17 protein-coding genes and 1 pseudogene are annotated in these 19,196 nt (G+C 73.8%); 7 read left to right on the top strand and 11 right to left on the bottom strand.

Annotation, left to right across the window (positions count from 1 at the left end):
- Positions 1-35 precede the first annotated feature (35 nt).
- Positions 36-1,136, top strand: coding sequence for a substrate-binding domain-containing protein (locus AB0J80_RS22715; RefSeq protein ID WP_364708060.1), 1,101 nt, complete (start codon positions 36-38; stop codon positions 1,134-1,136).
- Between the two features lie 58 nt (positions 1,137-1,194).
- Here the strand turns inward: AB0J80_RS22715 and AB0J80_RS22710 are convergent, their stop codons facing one another.
- Entirely contained in the window at positions 1,195-1,959 is a 765-nt protein-coding gene (locus tag AB0J80_RS22710) for an SDR family NAD(P)-dependent oxidoreductase (protein WP_364708057.1), read from the bottom strand.
- A gap of 101 nt (positions 1,960-2,060) precedes the next feature.
- Here AB0J80_RS22710 and AB0J80_RS22705 point away from each other — a divergent pair.
- A pseudogene (locus AB0J80_RS22705) lies at positions 2,061-2,904 on the top strand (helix-turn-helix transcriptional regulator).
- 180 nt (positions 2,905-3,084) lie between these two features.
- Positions 3,085-3,492, top strand: a complete 408-nt coding sequence (locus tag AB0J80_RS22700; protein ID WP_364708055.1) for a hypothetical protein — start codon at positions 3,085-3,087, stop codon at positions 3,490-3,492.
- Between the two features lie 49 nt (positions 3,493-3,541).
- On the opposite strand, the gene AB0J80_RS22695 is transcribed toward AB0J80_RS22700, so the two are convergent.
- The 5 genes from AB0J80_RS22695 to AB0J80_RS22675 are packed head-to-tail and all read right to left on the bottom strand — an operon-like array spanning position 3,542 to position 9,263.
- Complete coding sequence (locus AB0J80_RS22695; RefSeq protein WP_364708052.1) at positions 3,542-3,904, bottom strand: GntR family transcriptional regulator; 363 nt, start codon at positions 3,902-3,904, stop codon at positions 3,542-3,544.
- Positions 3,905-3,921: 17 nt separating this feature from the next.
- Positions 3,922-5,307 carry an MFS transporter gene (locus AB0J80_RS22690; protein ID WP_364708050.1) on the bottom strand — a complete coding sequence of 462 codons (1,386 nt, stop codon included), beginning with the start codon at positions 5,305-5,307 and terminating at the stop codon, positions 3,922-3,924.
- A gap of 4 nt (positions 5,308-5,311) precedes the next feature.
- Positions 5,312-5,923, bottom strand: a complete 612-nt coding sequence (locus tag AB0J80_RS22685) for a hypothetical protein (protein WP_364708047.1) — start codon at positions 5,921-5,923, stop codon at positions 5,312-5,314.
- The gene (locus tag AB0J80_RS22680; protein ID WP_364708045.1) at positions 5,920-7,755 is read right to left on the bottom strand and encodes a dynamin family protein; all 1,836 of its coding nucleotides are present in this window, start codon (positions 7,753-7,755) and stop codon (positions 5,920-5,922) included. The genes AB0J80_RS22685 and AB0J80_RS22680 overlap by 4 nt, the downstream gene beginning before the upstream one ends.
- A complete protein-coding gene (locus AB0J80_RS22675) occupies positions 7,752-9,263 on the bottom strand; it encodes a dynamin family protein (RefSeq protein WP_364708042.1) in 1,512 nt (503 codons plus the stop codon). The genes AB0J80_RS22680 and AB0J80_RS22675 overlap by 4 nt, the downstream gene beginning before the upstream one ends.
- 196 nt (positions 9,264-9,459) lie before the next feature.
- Here AB0J80_RS22675 and AB0J80_RS22670 point away from each other — a divergent pair, with 196 nt between their 5' ends.
- From AB0J80_RS22670 to AB0J80_RS22660, 3 genes are read left to right on the top strand one after another with little or no spacing between them, the layout of a single operon-like run.
- Positions 9,460-11,949, top strand: coding sequence for a LuxR C-terminal-related transcriptional regulator (locus AB0J80_RS22670; RefSeq protein WP_364708039.1), 2,490 nt, complete (start codon positions 9,460-9,462; stop codon positions 11,947-11,949).
- Positions 11,946-12,494 carry a LuxR family transcriptional regulator gene (locus tag AB0J80_RS22665; RefSeq protein ID WP_364708037.1) on the top strand — a complete coding sequence of 183 codons (549 nt, stop codon included), beginning with the start codon at positions 11,946-11,948 and terminating at the stop codon, positions 12,492-12,494. The genes AB0J80_RS22670 and AB0J80_RS22665 overlap by 4 nt, the downstream gene beginning before the upstream one ends.
- Before the next feature lie 25 nt (positions 12,495-12,519).
- Positions 12,520-13,344, top strand: a complete 825-nt coding sequence (locus AB0J80_RS22660) for a M55 family metallopeptidase (RefSeq protein WP_364708035.1) — start codon at positions 12,520-12,522, stop codon at positions 13,342-13,344.
- On the opposite strand, the gene AB0J80_RS22655 is transcribed toward AB0J80_RS22660, so the two are convergent.
- Positions 13,331-14,104 carry a lysophospholipid acyltransferase family protein gene (locus AB0J80_RS22655; protein ID WP_364708032.1) on the bottom strand — a complete coding sequence of 258 codons (774 nt, stop codon included), beginning with the start codon at positions 14,102-14,104 and terminating at the stop codon, positions 13,331-13,333. The two genes, AB0J80_RS22660 and AB0J80_RS22655, sit on opposite strands and share 14 nt — an antisense overlap.
- A 48-nt stretch (positions 14,105-14,152) precedes the next feature.
- Here AB0J80_RS22655 and AB0J80_RS22650 point away from each other — a divergent pair, with 48 nt between their 5' ends.
- Complete coding sequence (locus tag AB0J80_RS22650; RefSeq protein WP_364708029.1) at positions 14,153-15,121, top strand: aldo/keto reductase; 969 nt, start codon at positions 14,153-14,155, stop codon at positions 15,119-15,121.
- 33 nt (positions 15,122-15,154) lie between these two features.
- On the opposite strand, the gene AB0J80_RS22645 is transcribed toward AB0J80_RS22650, so the two are convergent.
- The 4 genes from AB0J80_RS22645 to AB0J80_RS22630 form a co-directional block, all read right to left on the bottom strand.
- On the bottom strand, positions 15,155-16,198 hold the full coding sequence (locus AB0J80_RS22645; RefSeq protein ID WP_364708239.1) for an NAD(P)-dependent alcohol dehydrogenase: 1,044 nt from the start codon (positions 16,196-16,198) through the stop codon (positions 15,155-15,157).
- Positions 16,199-16,688: 490 nt separating this feature from the next.
- Positions 16,689-17,558, bottom strand: coding sequence for a hypothetical protein (locus tag AB0J80_RS22640; protein WP_364708236.1), 870 nt, complete (start codon positions 17,556-17,558; stop codon positions 16,689-16,691).
- Positions 17,559-17,717: 159 nt separating this feature from the next.
- On the bottom strand, positions 17,718-18,476 hold the full coding sequence (locus AB0J80_RS22635; RefSeq protein WP_364708026.1) for a VOC family protein: 759 nt from the start codon (positions 18,474-18,476) through the stop codon (positions 17,718-17,720).
- A 35-nt stretch (positions 18,477-18,511) separates the two neighbouring features.
- Positions 18,512-19,141 carry a MarR family transcriptional regulator gene (locus AB0J80_RS22630; protein WP_364708024.1) on the bottom strand — a complete coding sequence of 210 codons (630 nt, stop codon included), beginning with the start codon at positions 19,139-19,141 and terminating at the stop codon, positions 18,512-18,514.
- Positions 19,142-19,196 lie beyond the last annotated feature (55 nt).

The following is a 19,196-nucleotide window of genomic DNA, read 5'->3' as shown; positions in this document are numbered from 1 at the left end:
CGACCACCCCGACCCGATCGAAACCGGAGTTCCCGATGCGTGTCCTCACCACCGCCGCCGCGCGCCTGGCCGGCATGGGGCTGACGCTGTCCCTCGTCCTCGCCGGCTGCGGCCTCACCGGCAGCTCGGAAGCGACCACCGCCCTGAAGGTGCCCGGACCGCAAGCCCGGGTGGCGTTGCTGCTGCCCGAGGTGGCCGCCAGCCGGTACGAGGCGGCGGACCAGCCGTACTTCGCGCAGAAGCTCAAGGAGCTGTGCCCCGGCTGCACGGTCGACTACCGCAACGCCGAGCAGGACGCGGCCAAACAGCTGCAACAGGCCAAGGACGCCCTCGACAAGGGCGCCGAGGTGCTCGTCCTGACACCCGTGGACAGCGTCGCCGCCGGCGAGATCGTCACGCTGGCCAAGGCCAAGAAGGTGCCGGTCATCTCCTACGACCGGCTCGTGCTGGGCGTGCCCGTCGACTACTACATCTCGTTCGACAACGCCAAGGTCGGAAGCCTGCAGGCCACGGCGCTGCTCGACGCGCTCGGCGCCGACGCCGGCAGCGGCAAGATCCTGTGGATCAACGGCTCGCCGACGGACAACAACGCGACGCTGTTCAAGCAGGGCGCCCACGCCGTCCTGGACGGCAAAGTCAGCATCGCCGGCGAGTACGACACCATCGACTGGAACCCCGACAACGCCAAGGCGTGGACCGCCAGGACCCTCGCCCAGCTGGACGGCCAGAAGATCATCGGGGTGTACGCGGCCAACGACGGCACCGCCGGCGGGGCCATCGCCGCGATGCACGCCGCCGGGCTCGGCGACGTCCCGGTCACCGGCCAGGACGCCGAGACCGGCGCCCTGCAGCGCATCCTGGCCGGCGAGCAGTACATGACGGTGTACAAGGCGATCCGGCCCGAAGCGGAGAAGGCGGCCGAGCTCGCCAACGACCTGCTGCGCGGTCAGCACCCGAAGGCCCCGGCCACCGTCGACAACAAAGCCGGTCAGGTCCCGTCGTTCCTGCTCGACCCTGTCGCGGTCACCCGAGACACCATCGCCACCACGGTCATCGCCGACGGGTTCGTCACCCCCGGGTCGCTGTGCGCGGGACAGTACGCCACCGCCTGCAAAGCGGCCGGCATCGGCGGCTGACCGGCCGGCCCAGCGGTGCGGACGCCGGTGACCGCGAGGACCTGCCGGTCATTGCGGATCACTTACCGTGCGGGTCGGCGGCGTTGATGGTCGCGACGACCTGGTCGTAGTCGCCGCGGGCCTCGGCATAGCGCAGGAACTTGACCTGTTCCACCTGGATCTCGGTGGCGTCGGGCTGGGACTCGAGCAGGCCGACGACCTCGGTGACGAACTCGTCGAGCGGCATGGCGAGGTCGTTGGACTCCTGGCCGGGCAGCAGCGCCGTGCGTACCGACGGCGGTTCCAGCTCGACCACGCGTACCGATGTGTCGGCCAGCTGCAACCGGATCGACTCGCTGAGCATGTGGATGGCGGCCTTCGACGCGTTGTAGCTGGGCGTGACCTTCAGCGGTACGAACGCCAGGCCCGAGGAGACGGTGACGATGGTGGCGTCGGGCTGAGCCTGCAGGTGGGCGACGAACGCGGCGATCAGCCGGATCGGGCCCAGCACGTTGGTGGTGACGATCTCCTCGGCCGAGGCCAGGAAGGTCTCCGGCTTGTGCCAGTCCTCGACCCGCATGATGCCGGCCATCGTGACCAGGACGTTGAGCTGCGGGTGCCGGGCCAGCACCCGCTCGGCGGCGGCGCGTACGGACGCGGCGTCGGCGGTGTCGATCTGCACGGTGTCGATGCCGGGGTGCTCGGCGGCGATGCGCTCCAGCAGCTCGGTGCGGCGCCCGCCCACGATGACGGTGTTGCCGCGGGCCTGCAGCTGCAGCGCGAGGGCCAGACCGATGCCGCTGGTCGCGCCGGGGATGAAGACGGTGTTCCCGGAAATGTTCATGCCGGGAAGTCTGGCCGGGCCGCCGCGGGTCCGGCAGAGATCACTTATCGGGGGATCCGCGATCCCTGGTTGCGCGGTGACGCTCGGCGATACTGGGGCGCATGGACCGTGCCGCCCTCGCCGACTTCCTGCGCCGCCGCCGCGAAGCCCTGCGCCCGGGCGACGTCGGGTTGCCCGCCGGCGCCCGCCGCCGCGCCCCGGGCCTGCGCCGCGAGGAGGTGGCGACGCTGGCCGCGATGTCGACCGACTACTACACGCGGCTGGAGCAGCAGCGCGGCCCGCAGCCCAGTGAGCAGATGCTGAGCGCACTGGCGATCGCGTTGCGGCTGAGCAGCGGCGAGCGCGACTACCTGTTCCAGGTCGCCGGGCGTAACGCTCCCACGCCGGTGTCGACCGCCGCGCACGTGTCGCCGGCGCTGCTGCGGGTGCTCGACCGGCTCAGCGACACCCCCGCGCTCATCCTGTCCAACCTGGCCGAGACGCTGGTGCAGAACAGGATGGCCGCGGCGTTTGTTCGGCGACCGCTCCGCCGACACCGGCTGGGACCGCAGCGGCATCCACCGCTGGTTCACCCGGCCCGAGGAGCGCCTGTGCTACCCCGAGTACGACCGCGAGCGGCAGAGCCGGGCCCAGGTGGCGAACCTGCGGGCCGCGTACGGCTCGATGGGGCCACGCTCGCGCGCCGGTGAGCTGGTGCGGGCGCTGCAGAAGGTCAGCGCCGAGTTCGCGGCGTTGTGGGAGCGTCACGAGGTGGGCCAGCGCTTCCACGACCACAAGGTGCTGCTGCATCCCGAGCTCGGCGCGATCGAGGTGGACTGCCAGGTGCTGTTCACCGAGGACCAGGCGCAGGCGCTACTCGTGCTGACCGCCCCGCCGGGCAGCGAGGGCTACGAGAAGCTGCAGCTGCTCGCCGTCATCGGGCAGCAGGACTTCGCCGAGGCATAAAGGGCAGAAGGGGATGCCCGTTGGTGCAGCGCCTCGCGGGCGACGGGGCCGGGTGGGACCTGCGGAGACGTTCCCTGCGGCGGATAACGCCCGGTGTGACGTTCATTTCAGCGTTGCGCATGGTTCGCCGGAGCCGTCTACCTTTTCCGGCGTCTGTCCGATCCGATCCGAAAGGACCCCATGAAGCTTCGCATCATCGCCGCCGCCGTCCTCGGCGCCGTGACCGCCCTGTCGGCCGCCGCCACCGCCCAGGCCGCCCCCGCCCAGGCCGCCGCCGCCCGGACGTTCACGACCGAGGTCTCCGGCACCTGTGACACCGGCACCGGCGAGTGGGTCGTCGACTGGGCCATCACGAACCAGTCGGACACCACCGCGCTGCTCATCCTGATGCAGTCGACCCCGGCCGAGGCCGCCCTCACCTCCCTGCCGTCGCCGCAGGGCGGCGCCACCGCGCACGCCATCCAGCGCATCCCTGGTGACAGCGCGGGCGCTCACCTCACCTACATCGCCGTCTGGACCGACTTCCCGGGCGGCAGCTGGCAGAGCAGCACGGACTTCACGGCCCCGTCGCTGTGTGAGCGGGCCTGACCGTCGCGCCGTGTCGTGGTCCGGCACCCGCGGGCGCTGGACCACGACGTCAGCCCGGACGGCGGAGAACGGCCTCGACCAGCGCCAAGGCCGCTTCCGGTGTCAGTCCGAGGGATTTTGTCTCGTCCGCGTACCGTTGGGCGGCTCTTCGGGCCGCGACCGGAGTCCCGGCCGCCGCCGAGGTGATCAGCGTGCCCGCCCGGCCGTGGGTCTCCACCAGACCGGCCTGCTCCAGCTCGCGGTAGGCGCGGGCGACCGTGTTCACCGCCAGGCCCAGCTCGGCGGCCAGCTGCCGCACCGGCGGCAGCCGCGTGCCCGCTGCCAGCACCCCGTCCGCGGCCAGCGCCGCGATCCGCAGCCGGACCTGCTCGTAGGGCGGCACCGCCGAGCCCGGGTCGATCACGATGTCCACGTGCGGTCCCTCCCGGCTCACAGCAGCCGCGGCGGGGTGTTGCCGGCGGCCTCGATGGCCCGGCGCATCGGCACCATCGCCAGCAGGATGCCACCGACCACGAAGAACACCACCAGCGACACGATGCCGATCCGGTACGAGTTCGTCAGCTGGAACACCAGCCCGAACGCGAGCGGGCCCAGCCAGCTGGTGCCCTTGTCGCTGATCTCGTAGAAGCCGTAGTACTCGCCCTCGCGGCCCTGCGGGATGAGCTGGCTGAACAGGGAACGGCTCAGCGCCTGGCTGCCGCCCATCACCAGGCCGATGCCGACACCGAGCAGCATGAACGGCACCGGTTCGCCCTCCGGCAGCCAGAACGCGGCGAGGATGACCAGCAGCCACAGCGCCAGGGCGATCAGCACCGTGCGGCGCGCGCCGATCCGCGCGGCCAGCGCCCCGAGCAGCAGCGCGCCGCCGAACGCCAGGAACTGCACGATGAGGATCGTCTGGATCAGCGTGGGCGTGTCCAGGTGCAGCTCCTCGGTGCCGAACTGGCTCGCCAAGGCGATCACGGTCTGGATGCCGTCGTTGTAGATCAGATAGGCGCCCAGGAAGAACAACGTCAACGGGTACGCCTTCAAGCTGCGCACCGTGTGCCCGAGCTGCCGGAACCCGTCGGTGAGCACGTTGCCGCCCGGCGCCGCGGCGACCTCGCCCGGGTGCTCACGCAACCACCGCAGCGGCAGCAGCGTGAACGCCGCCCACCACACGCCGGCCGACACGATGCACCAGCGGGCCAGGTCGAGCGTGCGCTGCGGGTCGTCCTCGACGCTGAGCGCGTTGACCACCAGCAGGTTGAGCAGCAGCAGGACACCGCCACCGAAGTAGCCCAGGGCCCACCCGCGGCTCGACACCTTGTCCCGCTCGTCCGGCCCGGCCAGCCGCGGCAGGAACGAGTTGTAGACGACCACCGACGCGCCGAACGCCACGTTGGCGACGATGAACAGCACCCCGCCCAGCAGGTACCGCTCACCGGTCACGAACGCCATCGCGACCGTCGCCCCGGCGCCGATGAACGCGGCCGTGGCCAGCAGCGGCTTCTTGCGGTCGGCGCGGTCGGCGACCGCACCCATCACCGGCAGCACGAACACCGTCAGCAGCACCGACAGCGACACCAGGTACGGGTAGTAGGACCCGGCGGCGACGCTGATGCCCAGCGGATGCACCCGCCCGTCACACTCGTCGGCGCCCAGCGCACAGCCGGCGGCCTGCTCGGTGACCGAGGTCAGGAACGGGCCCAGGAACACCGTGATGACGGTGGTGGAGAACGCCGAGTTGGCCCAGTCGTAGAAATACCAGCCGGTGCGTTCACGCCCGGAGCTCTGCGGCGCGGTGGTGACGGTCATGGGCGCAGATGATGTCACCTCGTCAGCTGTTTTCACTCCACCATCGGGCCAGCGCGCCGGTGGCCGGGTCCTCGGAGTCCGCCAGCGCCGCCCACGGGTCCACACCCGGCGGCAGATCCTCGGCGGCGTACGCGGCCAGCTCCTGCGGGTCGACGGGCACGGCGGCGGCGTGCACGGCCGCCGGGTCGACCAGGCCCAGGCTGCCCGTGTCGATCCACGGGAACCCGTCGACCGGCTCGGGCAGCGGCCCGACGTCGACGACCGGCGGGAACAGGCTGACCACCTCGTCGCCGGGCTCGACGGCGTCCGGGTCGGCGCCCACCGGGCCCATGCCGTGCCCGTCGGTGACGTCGACGACCTCGTGTGCGGCGACGTCGTCGTGGCCGGTGCCCGGCTCGGCGTGGTCGTCGTCCCAGCCGCCGTCGTCGTGGCCGCCGTGGTGGTCGTGGACGCCGAGGTCGTCGTGCCCGCCCAGGTCGTCGCCGAGGTCGTGGCCGGCGTACAGGTCCTCGTGGAACGGGTCCGGCTCCGGCGACAGGTCGTCGTGCGCCGCGCCGGTGTCGTCGGCGTGGTGGCCGGGGTCGTCGTGGTGGCCGGGGTCGTGGAAGTCCGGCCAGCCGTACTCGTCGCTCATGCGTTCTCCTGACCGTATGCCGGTGCGGGCGCCAGGGCCCGTGCCCGGGTGAGGACCTCGTCGACGTTGCGGAGGTGGGACCGGAACTGCTGCAGCTCGGCGTTCGCCCCGGCGCGGCGCCGGGCACGGCCCGCAGCGTCCTCCGCGGCGGCCGCGTCGATCTCGGCGATGTGCGCGTCCAGCTCGCGCAGCCGCCGCTCGACCGCGTCGTCGACGGCGACACCCAGCGCGTACTGCAGGTCGCTGAAGCGGTAGGAGATCTCGTCCTGCAGCGCCGCGCGCGCCTCGGCGAGCACGTCGCGCAGCCACGCACGGGCCTGCTGCCGGTCGGTCTGCACCCGCCGGCGGTACAGCACGTACCCGCCGGCGGCCAGGCCCAGACCCAGGCCCGCCACCGGGACCAGCAGGCCCCCGGCGACCGCGCCGCCCACACCCAGCACCGACGCGCCGAACATCGCGCCGCGGCCGGCCATGAACGCGATCCCACCGGCCGACAGGGCGATGAGCAGGTTGTCGCCGGCACCGTCGCGGGGCGGACCGGCCGCCAGGGCGTGGCGCAGCGTGGCGTTGAGCCGGTCCAGCATCCCGGCGAGCTCCTCGTCGTCGAAGACCTGCGCCAGGACCCGCTCACCGACCTGGCGGAACGTCGCCCGCAGATCCTCCGACAGCCGTACGGCCACCGCCTGCAGCTCGGCGTCCACCTGGTCGGGCAGCCCCGCCAGGCCGTCGCCGCGCAGCCGGTCGATGCGCGCCCCGACGTCGGCCTGCAGCTCGGCGATCCGGGTGCGCAGCAGGCCGACGACCTCCACGCGGGCCCGCTGGGTCTCGGTGTTCAGCAGCAGCGCCCACTGCCGCGACTCGGTGCGTTTGCGGGCGGCCAGGGCGCTGCGCTCGGCGCGTACCCGGGCGGTCTGCGCCGGATCGGCCTCCGCGGCCTGCACCCGCGCCTCGGCGGCCTGCTCGAGGCGGGCCAGCTCGGCGCGGGCGGCGCGCAGCACGTTGGCCAGCTGCAGCTGATGCCCGCGCCCCGCCAGCTCCACCAGGGCGTGCTGCAGCTCGGCGATGTGCGAGGCCTCAACCAGCGCGGCCTGCTCCGACGCCGGCAGGTCGAGGGCCAGCTCCGCCAGCCGCGCCGACACCGGGAACCACGGCGCGTCGGCGAAGCGCGGTGCGCGCACGCGCAGCAGCGCCCGGTTGTCCTCGGCGATGCGCCGCCACCCTCCGAACGCGTCCACCTTCGTCAGGGCGAACACCACCGTGTCCACCCGCTCGCTGGCGGCCACCAGGAACTCCAGCTCCGGCTGCGACAGCGGCGCGGACGCGTCGGCGACGAACAGCAGCGCGGTCGCCCGCTCCACCGCGTCCAGCGCGACGGTGGCGTGCGCCGGGTCCAGGCCGCCCACGCCCGGCGTGTCGAGCAGGCTCACGTACTGCAGCAGCGGCGCCGGATGGGTCACCTCGATGCGCCGTGGCGCGCGCCCACCGCTGCGCCCGGTGGCCCACGCGCCGAGCTCGCGCAGGCCCACCTCGACCGGCTCGGCCATCCCCGGCACGTACGCGACCGCGCCGGCCGCCGCGCCGGGGGAGAAGTGCAGGTACGTGGCCGTGGCCACGGCGGCGTCGACGGGCGACAGCCCCGGCACACCCAGCAGCGCGTTGATCAGGGAGCTCTTGCCCCGCTTGGTCTCGCCGACCAGCACCACCGACGGGCGGGTGAGCCGGCGGCGGCGCAGCTCGGCCAGCTCCGCGCCCGCGTCCGGGTCGGCGGCGCGCACCGCGGCCAGCGCGTCACGCACCGCGGTGTCGAGGCCCTGGGCGAGGTCCCGGTTCATCGGCGGGCCTCCTCGCGGATCGCCTGGGCCAGCAGGTGGAAGCCCCGGTGGGCGACCTGGGCCACCCGCGACTGGGCCGGCCCGGCACCGGCGACCGCGTACACCCGCCAGCGGTTCGCGGCCTCGACCGCCGCGGCGGCGAGCTCGTCGGCCCCGGCGTGCGGGCGCCCCAGCACCCACCGGGCGTCGTCGGAGGTCGCCAGCCGGGTCAGCTCCTGCTCCCACGCCACCGGCAGCTCCACCTTGCCGGTCGCGACCCGCTGCGCCACCTCCAGCAGGCGCAGCCGGTGGTAGGCGGGCTCGCGCAGCAGCTGCTCGGTCACGTCGCGCAGGGTCTCGCGGTCCCGGCGGTCACCGCTGTGCCCGGCGACGCGTTCCAGCCGCGACAACGCCCAGCCCGCCTTGATCGCGTCGGCACGCCACCGCAGGGTCTGCTCCAGGGTGTGCCGCAGCCGCGGGAAGCCGGAGGCCGCCACCAGCCGCCGCACCAGCTCCCCGGTGCCCAGCTGCGGTTCGGCGCCCAGCTGCGCCAGGGCGAAGCCGATGCCGTACAGGTCGAGCAGGCTCAGCAGCCGCTCCCGGCGCTCGGCGGAGACCGGGGCGGGCCGGCCGCGGAACAGGTCGACGGAGGCCAGCAGCACCCGCAGCTCGCCGGCCGGCAACCCGGCCAGCTCCTTCAGCGCGGCGCAGTCGGCCGCGGTGAGCCGCCCGGCCTCCCCGGTCTCGGCGAGCAAGCCCACGACCGGCACGACCTCGGACACGGTACGGGCGAGCAGCGCCGCCTGCTGCTCGGCGAGCGGACCGGCGACCGGCCACGGGTCCGCGGCCCCGCCCACCAGGGTGTCGACCTTGCCGAACACGCCCAGCGCGTTGATCGGGCTGCTGGCCAGCCGCGCCGACGCCGCCCGGAACGCCTCCAGGGCCTGCACGTCGTCGGCGCGTACCGCCTGGGTGAACACGTACACGACCGCCTCGGCCGCGGCGACCTCGGAAGCGGAGTCCGCGTCGATGTCAGCGTCGAACGGCGCGGTCGGCTCGCCCAGCTCCGCGGCGGCACGGGCGGACACCCGCGTGTCGGTCGAGGCCAGCCCCGGGGTGTCGACCACCGTCAGGTCGCGCAGCTTCTCACTGGTCAAGGTCACATCCACGTACGCGACCCGGGCAGCGGCGACCCCGAGACGCTGCGGGATCATCCCGTCGTCGCCCAGCGGCAGGCTCGAGCGGGCGCCGTCGCGGGTCACCACGTCGACGCGGTCGGCCGCGCCGTACCGGAACCGGGTGACCACCCGGGTGCACTCACCGGCCGCCGTGGGCGCGACCCGCCGCCCGATCAACGCGTTGACGAGTGTCGACTTTCCGGCTTTCAACCGCCCGGCGATAGCGACGCGTAACGGCTCGGCGAGGCGCTGGCGGACGTGTCGTACCTGGCCAGCGGCCTCCGGGCCGACCCGCGCGAGGATGTCGTCGCAGAGGGTAGCCACCCGTGCGGACAGCGGACCGACGGTCATGACTCGTCAGCCGAGCACACATTCGGCGAGAATGTGCTGACCGCGGCCGTCAACGCAGACAAAGGTGGCTGTCCTTCCCCTTGTGGGCAGGGCGGAACCGCCTGCCGCAGCACAGACTACGGACATGGGTCCGCCGGAGGATCCCGTGTTCGTGCCAAGGGACGCTGCAGGGGGGCGCAGCGGGATGGGGGCGTGTGTGTCACAGCAGGACCTGGCCGGGCTCGCTGCCGCACACCTGCGCCGCCCCGGCCTCGTCGTGCTCACCGGAGCGCCCGGCGCCGGGCGCACCACCCTGCTGCGCCGCGTCGCCGCCACCGCCGCCGGGCCCGTGCACGCCGGCGGCGGCCTCGCCATGCTCGCCACCGTGCCCGCGCTCGCGCTGTCGCGTGCCGTGAAGGCCCGCCTGCCCGCCCACGACGTGCCCCTGCTCGCCGAGGCCGTCCGCTCCCGGGTCCGCACCGGGCTGCTGGTCCTCGACGACCTGCAGTACGCCGACCCCGCCACCCTGGCGGCGCTGCCGCACCTGGCCACGCGGATCCGGGTGGTGGCGGCGCTGCGTACCCCGCACCGGATCCCCGCGGACACGCTGGCGGCCCTGCGCGAGGCGGCGACGGCGTGGCTGGACATCGCGCCGCTCGACCCGCAGGACGCCGCCGACCTGGCACGCCGCACCGCCGGGCAGCTCGACGACGCCGCCGTCGCGGCCGTCGTGGCCCGCGCCGGCGGCAACCCGCTGGCGGTCACGGCCCTCGCCCGGCAGGCCGGTGCCGGCCGCGGCACCCCGGACACCGACGTCGACCAGGTCGCGTACGCGATCGCCACCGCCCTGGCGGACCTGCCCCGCACCGCGCGTACCGCCCTGGCCGCCCTCGGCCTGCTCGGCCGGCCCGCCCCGGTGGCGCTGCTCGGCGCCGGGGCGGCGGCCCTGACCGAGGCCGGGCTCGTCGTGCAGAGCGGCGACGAGGTGGTGCCGGTGTCGGCGTACATCGCCGAGACGGCCGCCGGGCTGCTCGACGCCGACGCCCGCGCCGAGCTGCACCGCGTGCTGGCGACCGCGACGCCGGACGCCGAGGCGGCCCGCCACCTCGCCGCCGCCGGCGACCATGAGCAGGCGTACCGCAGGGCCCTGAGCGCCGCCGACCGCACCTCCGGCGGCGACCGCGCCGACCTGCTGCTGTTCGCCTGCCACCTGCCGGGGGTCAACCCGGTCGCCCGGGTGCGGATCGCCGCCGCGGACGCGTTGCTGGCCGCGGGCCGCCCGCACGCCGCCGCCCGGGTCCTGACCGCCGCCGGCCCGCTCGGCGTCGAAGCCGACGTCCTGCGCGGCGAGGCCCTGCTGCAGGCGGGCGATCCGGTGGCCGCGCGTGCCGCCGTCACCCCCATCCCGGACGCGGCCGGCGCCACCGTCGTGGCGGCCCGCGACCGCATCCTGCTCCTGGCCGACCTGGCCGGCGACGCGGCCGCCGCCCTCGACACCGCGGAGAAGATCGCCGCCCGCTACCCGTCGCCTCCGCCCGGGGTGGCCGCCGCGCTCGCCGCGGTACGCGCGGCCCACCGGGCCCCAGGCTGGGAACGGGAACTGGCCGCGGCGGCGGCCGAGGGCGCCGACCCGCTCACCGGCCGGTGGAGCGCCTGGCTGCTGGTCGAGCACCTGAGCGCCGACGGACGCCTCGCCGAAGCCGCCGCGGCGGCCCGGACCGCAGCCGCGGCGTGCGCGGCAGACCTGGCGTACAGCTGGCAGACGCGGTTCCTGGCGGTCGCCGACTGGGCGGACGTGCTGCAGGGCCTGTCCGCCGCCGCACCCGCGACCGGCGCCGCCGGCACCTCCGCGCCTGGCGGCGGCACCGCCGACGACGCGGTGCGGCACAGCGCCGACCTCGCCGACCGGGCCCTGCCCGCCGACGCCCGGGCCTACGCGGTCGCCGCCACCGCCCTGGTCGAGGCCGACACCGGGCTGCTGGCCGCCGCCCGGGGCCGGCTCGCGACCCCGGACGGGCACCCGGCGACCGCGTGGGTGGCCCGCGAGGCCGCCTGGCTCGACGGCCAGCCCGACCGGGCCGCGCACCAGCCCGCCACCCCCGGGGTGGGGCTGCTCACCGGGCTGCACCACATCACCGCCCGCTGGGCCGCGTACGACGGCGGGGCGGGGGCGCGGTCGGCGTACGCGTCGGCGTTCGACATCGACGGCGCCGCACCGGCCATCCCGGCCGGGCTGCCCACCGCGGCCCGCCGCACCCTGACCGCGTGGGCGACCGGCACCGGCTTCACCGCGGCCGCCGAGTCCTGGGCCGGCACCGCCCGCCGCGAACAGATCCGCTGCCTGCTCGCCGCCGGACTGCACGACCCGGACCCGCAGCGCGCCGTCACCGCCCTGCTGCAGGCCGAGCACCTCGCCGACGAGGCCGGCCTGGTGGTCCTCGCCGGCCGGGCCCGCCGCGGGCTGCGCCGCCACCACGTGCACCGCGACACCCGCAGTCCCCGCTCCGGCAGCAACCTGACCCGCCGGGAGACCGACGTGCTGCGCCTGGTCGCGGCCGGCGAACCGACCCGCCGGATCGCCGGCCAGCTCGGCATCTCGGCGGAGACGGTCGACACCCACATCCGCTCGGGGATGCGCAAGCTCGGGGCGCGCACGCGTACCGAAGCCGCGGCGCTGGCCCTCACCCAGCTGGAGGACGGCCGGTGACCCGACAGCCCGACGCGCCCCGCCACGTCGTCGCCTCCGGCGCCGACGCCGACACCGTGGTGCGCCGCCTGGCGCGCGAGGGCTGGACCGTCCGGGAGGGGTTCGCCCTGCCGAGCTCCACCTGGGACGTCACCACCGAACGGCTCGTGCTGCACGGGCGCATCGGCGACCGGGACACCCTGCAGCTGGCCGTGCTCGCGGCGGCCCGCGGGGCGGGCATCGTGGCCGTCTGCGACGTCGACAGCGCCACCGGCCGCGCTCTCGTCGACGACCTCAGCCGCCTCGGCACGGTGCAGCTCGGCCCCGGCAACCAGAACGCGGCACCCGCCGACGCCGGCGACGCGCTGGCCGAGCTCGTGCCCGAACAGCGGGCCCTGCTCGACCGCCTCGCCGCCGGGGACACCATCGCCGCCGCGGCGGCCGCGGAGTTCCTGTCGCTGCGCACCGCCAACCGCAGGATCGCCGAAGCGCGCGCCCTGTTCGGCGTGCGCACCACGCGCGAGGCGGTCCTGGCGTATTTGAGGCAGCGCCGCACCGGCGACTGAGCGGCCGCCGGTAGGGTGCTCATCGATGAAGGTACTGATCTCCGCCGACATGGAAGGCGTCTCCGGGGTCGTGCACCCCACCGAGACCAACCCCGGTGGCTACGACTACGACCGCAGCCGCCGCCTGCTGACCGGCGAGGTCAACGCGGCCGTCGCCGGGGTCCTGGAGGCCGTGCCGTCGGCCGAGGTGCTCGTCGCCGACGCGCACGGCCCGTTCCGCAACGTGCTGCCCGAGGACCTGGACCGCCGCGCCCGCCTGGTGCGCGGCAAACCGCGCCCGCTCGGCATGCTCGCCGGCCTCGACGACCACACCGACGCGGTGCTGTTCGTCGGCTACCACGCCCGCGCGGGCGCCGGCCCGGCCGTGCTCGCCCACACCATCGGCGACGCCGTCCTGGACGTGCGCGTCGACGGCCGCCCGATGGGCGAGATCGGCCTCAACGCGGCCATGGCCGCACACCACAGCGCCCCGGTGGTCCTGCTCAGCGGCGACGACGCGGCCTGCGCGGAGATCCACGCCCTCGTCCCCGGTACGACGACCGTCACGGTGAAACACGCCCTCGGACAGGCAGCCGCCGTGGCCCTGCACCCCGAAGAGGTCTGCGACCAGATCCACCGCGCCACGGCCAAGGCGATCCGCCGAGCCGACAGCGTGCCCCTGCTGAGCATCCCCGGTCCCGTACGCGTCGAGGTGGACCTCTACAGCCCCGTCACCGTCGACCTGGCGATGCTGGTCCCGGGCGTGACCCGGAGTGCCGGGCGGACGGTGGCGTTCACGGCCGCGGACATGGGGGAGGCGTACCGGCTGGTGCAGCTGCTGACCCAGCTCGCCCAGATCAGACCCGCCTGAAGTCGCGGCGCCGGCGCACGCGCGACATGTCCACCGGCCGCGTCCGGTCCACGAACCGCGGCAGCTCCGGCTCGTCGGCACGCAGCGGCTCCAGGGTGTCCGCGATCGCCTGCCCGATCCGGTCCGTGGCCCGCATCGCCTGCGCCCCGGCCGACCCGCTCAACCCCGACAGGTCCACCGGCTCCCCGAACCGGATGTGCACCACCGGCCGGCGCCACATCGCCCGCAGCACCGACCGCACGATGCCCACCGGCGCGGTGTACGGCAGCACCGCATGCGAACCCCACTGCGCCACCGGGACCACCGGCGCCCCGGACATCGCCGCCATCCGCGCCACACCGGTCTTGCCACGCTCCGGCCACATCCACGGATCCAGCCCGATGCGGCCCTCCGGGTACACCAGCACCACCGACCCGGCCCGCAACGCCGCCGCCGCGTTCGGCAGCGCCTCGGCGACCCGCGCGGTGTGCCGGTCGACCCGCAGATGCCCCGCCGCGCGCATCGCCCACCCGGCGACCGGCGCGTCGAACAGCCCACCGGTGGCCATGAACCGCGGCGCCACCCGCGCGATGCTGCAGGCCGCGGTCATCAGCACCGGATCCACCGGGCTCACATGGTTGGCCGCCAGGATCAGCGGACCCTGCCGCAGCTGCGCCGGCACCTGCCCGGAAACCCGCAGACGACAGATCAACGGTACGAGCACGCGCGAGAACCGCAGCAGCACCCGCCACAGCACCGGTACCCGCCACGACGCATCCATCAGTGCGCCATGATCGCACGCTCGGACCTGGTCGATAGAGTCGGTGTCGTGAACCAGGTACGCCTCGGCGGGAGCGGGCTGAAGGTCTCCCGGATCTGCCTCGGCATGATGACGTACGGCTCGAAAGCCTGGCGGGAATGGGTGCTCGACGAGCACGCGGCCGCGCCGATCGTGCGCCGCGCCGCCGAACAGGGCATCACGTTCTTCGACACCGCCGACATGTACTCCGACGGCGTCAGCGAGCAGATCACCGGCCGGCTGCTGCGCTCGATCTTCACCGACCGCGACGACTACGTCCTCGCCACCAAGGTGTACTTCCCGAGCGGCCCCGGCCCGAACGCCGGCGGCCTGTCCCGCAAGCACATCATGTCCGCCATCGACGCGTCGCTGCGCCGCCTCGGCACCGACCACGTCGACCTCTACCAGATCCACCGGTGGGACCCCGACACCCCCATCGAGGAGACCATGCAGGCCCTGCACGACGTGGTACGCGCCGGCAAGGCCCGCTACCTCGGCGCCTCCAGCATGTACGCGTGGCAGTTCGCCAAGGCCCAGCACGTCGCCGAACGCAACGGCTGGACCCGGTTCATCTCCATGCAGCCGCAGTACAACCTCGCCTACCGCGAAGAGGAACGGGAGATGCTGCCGTACTGCCTCGACAGCGGCGTCGGCGTCATCCCGTGGAGCCCTCTAGCGAAAGGCCTGCTGACCCGCGGACGCCGCCAGGAGTCCCTGCGCTCGCGGACCGACCCGCTCCTGCAGCGGCTGGCGCAGGAGCAGGACTACGCCGTCGCGGACGCCGTCGCCGCGGTCGCCGAAGCCCGCCAGGTCCCGGCCGCACAGGTCGCGCTGGCCTGGCTGCTGTCGCGTCCCGCGGTCACCGCACCGATCATCGGCGCGTCGCAGCAGCGCCACGTCGACGACGCGGTGGCCGCGGCCGGGCTTCGGCTCACCGAGGACGAGATCGCCGCCCTGGAAGCGCCGTACCGGCCCCACCAGGTGATCGGGCACCAGTAGGCGGACCGGGTCGCCCCGGCCCGCCCGCCCGGGTCAGCGCAGCGTGTCGACGTCGATGACGAACCGGTACCGCACATCGGAGGCCAGCACCCGCTCGTACGCCTCGTTGACCGCGTCCGCCCCGATGATCTCGACCTCGGGCGCGATGCCCCGCTCCGCGCAGAAGTCGAGCATCTCCTGCGTCTCCCCGATGCTGCCGATGCTCGAGCCGGCGAACGAACGCCGGTTACCGAACAGCGCGAACACCGGCACCGGCAGCGGCTCCGGGGGCGCCCCCACGCTGACCAGAGTGCCGTCCAGGCGCAGCAGCCCCAGGTACGCGGCCATGTCGACCGGCGCGCTGACCGTGTTGACGATCAGGTCGAAGCTGCTCTTGAGCGCCTCGAACGTCGCCGGGTCGCTGGTGGCGTAGTAGTCCGCGGCACCGAAGCGCAGCCCGTCGTCCTTCTTGCCCAACGTCTGCGACAACACGGTCACCTCGGCACCCATCGCAGCGGCGATCTTCACGGCCATGTGCCCCAGGCCACCCATGCCCACCACGGCGACCTTCTTACCGGGCCCGGCCCTCCAGTGCGCCAGCGGCGAGTACGTGGTGATCCCAGCACACAGCAACGGCGCGGCCGCCTCGTACGGAATGCTCTCCGGCACCCGCAGCACGAAGTCCTCATCGACGACGATGTGCGTGGAGTAACCGCCCTGCGTGACGGTGCCGTCGGCATCGACGCTCGCATACGTCCCGGTGTTGCCGTTGAGGCAGTACTGCTCCTGCCCGGCCCGGCAGTTGTCACACTCCCGGCACGAGTTCACCATGCACCCGACGCCGACCCGGTCACCGACCGCGTGGCGCGTGACCTCCGCGCCGGTCTCGGTGACCCGGCCGACGATCTCGTGGCCGACCGTGAGCGGGTACGGCACCGCACCCCACTCACCGCGCACGGTGTGAATGTCGGAGTGGCAGATGCCGGCGTAACGGATCTCGATGAGAACATCGCGCGGCCCCAGCGCACGCCGCTCGATCGTGGTACGCACGAGCGGCTCGGTCGCCGAGGTGGCAGCGATGGCGTTGACGGTGGAAATGACGTCCTCCAGGAAATGTCGTGTCGCGTGATTGTCGGTTCTGCCCGGCGGTCAGCCGTCGACTACCCGGGCGGACGATCGTCATGCCTTCCCGGGCTCTCACCTTCCCGAGGTCCTGCCCGGGCGGACTGTCACCTTCAGTCCTCACGACCTCGACCCCTGACCACGCGCCACCGGTCGACGCGTACCTCACGACCTCGACTCGGGACCCCCGCGTCGCCGCACACCTCCGCCCACTCGACCGTGGACAGCTGACCGCGCGGCGTCGCTCACCTCAGCCTCACTTCCTCGGATCCGAAACGCGGCCGTGAGCGCCACCGTCCGCCCGGCCGTCCCGGTCCCGCCCGGAACCAGCAGCGCTCGTCGCCCGCTCGACATCGGCTCGCTGCCCGGCACCGCTCGGCTCAGCCCCTCCGAAATCGGATCGGTCAGCCCGCGTCCCGCAGCTCCTGTCGCCGCTCGGCTCGGTGTCCTCTCGAGATCGGGCCGTTCAGCCCGCCTCCCGCAGCTCCTGCAGCCGCGCCTCGATCTCGGCCAGTTCGGCGCGTAACCGCTCCGCCTGCTGCTCAGCCTCCGCCCGTTCCGCCGCCACAATCTGCTCCACCGCCTCCTGCACTCCCGGCACGTCCACGAGGGCCACCATCCGCATCGCCTCGGCCGGGCGCACCACGTAGGGCTTGGCGAGCGCCTTCGAACCCTGGTTGGCCGCGATCGTCCACTCCCCGTCGGTGTACGCCAAGGTCACCGTCAGACCGGGCGGCGGCTTGGGCTTGGCGGCCCGGGACGAGGCCTTCCGCGGCGTGGGAGCCGGAGCACCGGAGCTTGCGGACACCGCAGCACCGACACCGGTCCGGCCGTTGCCGCCAGTCGCCGCCCGGCCGGACTTGCCGTCACCGGCATCCGACATCACGCCAGACCCACCTTCGCTGCCATCAGAGGACACGCCGGTCCCGCCGGCCCTACGGTCTCCGCGAGCCGACCCCCCGCCGGAGAACCCGCCGCCATGGGGCGACCCAGCCTCTGAACCGCCGCTGTCACCACCCGACCGTTTCCCGTTCGCCTTCCCGGAACCCGACTCCACCGCCACCGCAGCACCACCCCCGCCTCTCAAGGAACCCACCGGCTTGTCGATGACGAACTCCGGCTCCGGCCGGCGGGGCGGCGGCGCGGCCGGTGGGGGAGCCGCCACCTTTCGGGCAGCCGCGCCCCTCGGAGCCACCTGCAGATCACCCGGGGCGAACGGCAGCTCGTCACGCCCGAACCGCACCACCACCCACTCGTCCGACTCCGCCGGATCGGTCAGCCCCACCACCTGACCCAGCTGACCCGCGATCTGACCGGCCGACTCGGTGAACACCACCCGCGGCTTGCGCCCGGCGGCCAGCCCGTCCCGGATCGCCTGCAGCTCGTCGGTGCCCAGCCCTCGCACACCGGTACGCGTCGCCGCCATCGGCCCACCCTCTCTCGTACGTGTGTTCCAATGCCGTCAGTTGTACCAGCCGGCACCGACAAGAACACGTCAGCGCGGCCGACCCGTCACCGGATCCCGGTCGGTCACGCAATACAACCGGCCCACCGGATCGCTCAACGTCGTCCACGACGGCGTCGCCCGTACCACGCAAGCGCCCAGCCCCTCGTGCCGCGCGACCTCCGCGAGCCGGTCCTCAGCAGCCAGATCGGGGTGCATCCCGGCCACCGGACCACCGATACGCTGCAGCAACAGGCGCAGGGGCATCGCCTCAGGGCGTACCAGAAAATCGAACTCGGGCAGCGAACCGGACCGCCTGGGCCAACCCGTCACCGCGGCCCAGAAATCGGCCTCGGCCTCGAACGACCCGGCCGGAATGTCCAGACACCACTGATCCACCACGCTCCGCCCACCCGGCGAGCCCACCAGCGCCGGCCGCACCGCCTCGCCATGCCACCGCACCAGGCAGAACAGCAGACCCGCAGGGGACCGCAGCACCACCAGGTCACCCTCGTCGAGCACCACGACCGCGCCGAGCCCCACCACCCGGCGCGCCTGCGCCGGAACATCCTCGACGTGCAGATCCAGGTGGGCACGCGCCAGGCCGTCACCCACGACCTGCACCCTCAGGTACGCGTCACCGCCGCCGGGCAACAACGTCGCGAACTCGCCACCGGGGCCCCGCCGCGACGACAACGTCGAAGCCGTCACCGCCTGCCAGAACCCGTCCGCCGCACGAGACGGCGAATCCAGGAACCCGGTGATCCACCGGACGGAACTGTCAGACCCCACCGCTACGGTCCCCGCCATGACCGAGATCCTGCCCTGCCCGCCACGCGAGCCCGTCAGCGGGCAGCCTCCCGTAGCCGGTCCAACAACCCCACCAACTGCACGAGCTCAGCGGGGGAGAGCACAGCACCCACCCGCGCCTGCACCTCGTCCTCGAACACGACCTCCGCATCGGCCAGAGCGGTCACACCCGCCTCCGTCATCTCGATCAGCGACGACCGCCGATCAGCAGGGTTCGGACGGCGCACGCAGTGACCGGCCGCCTCGACGCGATCCACGGTCTTGCTCGCCGCACCCACCGTGATCTGCAGCTGAGCCGCGATGTCGAACACCCGGCAGCGGGGGGTGGTCGCCATCACCCGCATCGGCAGCAACTGTCCCAGCGCCAAGCGGCCCTCCGCCCGCAATCGCGCATCGACCCGCTCCCAAAAGGCGATCTCCACACTGACGAGGCGGTCGAAGACGTCCCTGGCATCCGTCACGATCTGCAGCCTAACGACACACCGGGAAGCAGCTTCCGCGGAACCGACCTGGCGCCTGTCGACGTCGATGGTCAGGCCCAGGATGCGGTCGAACGGCTCGGAGTAGAGCAGCAGCAGAATCGCGGCCTTGCGGCGTTCCAGGCGTCGGCCGGGTCGGTGGTCAGCCAGTCCTGGCCGCGGCAGGTGGGCGGTGAACGAGGTCAACGCGGACAGGTGCGTGTTCCAGTGTTCGCGGCCGCCTGGCCCCCGGCGGGCCAAC

This window comes from Actinoplanes sp. NPDC049548 (genome assembly GCF_040676695.1).
In the GTDB taxonomy this organism is placed as follows: Bacteria; Actinomycetota; Actinomycetes; order Mycobacteriales; family Micromonosporaceae; genus Actinoplanes.
Note: the sequence above shows the minus strand (reverse complement) of the source record. Positions and strands in the feature narration are given on the sequence as shown.

Coding starts and splice junctions, on each gene's coding strand:
- AB0J80_RS22660 (WP_364708035.1), top strand. CDS start 12,520: ATGAAGGTACTGATCTCCGCCGACATGGAAGGCGTCTCCGGGGTCGTG.
- AB0J80_RS22680 (WP_364708045.1), bottom strand. CDS start 7,755: ATGAACCGGGACCTCGCCCAGGGCCTCGACACCGCGGTGCGTGACGCG.
- AB0J80_RS22635 (WP_364708026.1), bottom strand. CDS start 18,476: ATGGCGGGGACCGTAGCGGTGGGGTCTGACAGTTCCGTCCGGTGGATC.
- AB0J80_RS22700 (WP_364708055.1), top strand. CDS start 3,085: ATGAAGCTTCGCATCATCGCCGCCGCCGTCCTCGGCGCCGTGACCGCC.
- AB0J80_RS22710 (WP_364708057.1), bottom strand. CDS start 1,959: ATGAACATTTCCGGGAACACCGTCTTCATCCCCGGCGCGACCAGCGGC.
- AB0J80_RS22655 (WP_364708032.1), bottom strand. CDS start 14,104: ATGGATGCGTCGTGGCGGGTACCGGTGCTGTGGCGGGTGCTGCTGCGG.
- AB0J80_RS22685 (WP_364708047.1), bottom strand. CDS start 5,923: ATGAGCGACGAGTACGGCTGGCCGGACTTCCACGACCCCGGCCACCAC.
- AB0J80_RS22715 (WP_364708060.1), top strand. CDS start 36: ATGCGTGTCCTCACCACCGCCGCCGCGCGCCTGGCCGGCATGGGGCTG.
- AB0J80_RS22675 (WP_364708042.1), bottom strand. CDS start 9,263: ATGACCGTCGGTCCGCTGTCCGCACGGGTGGCTACCCTCTGCGACGAC.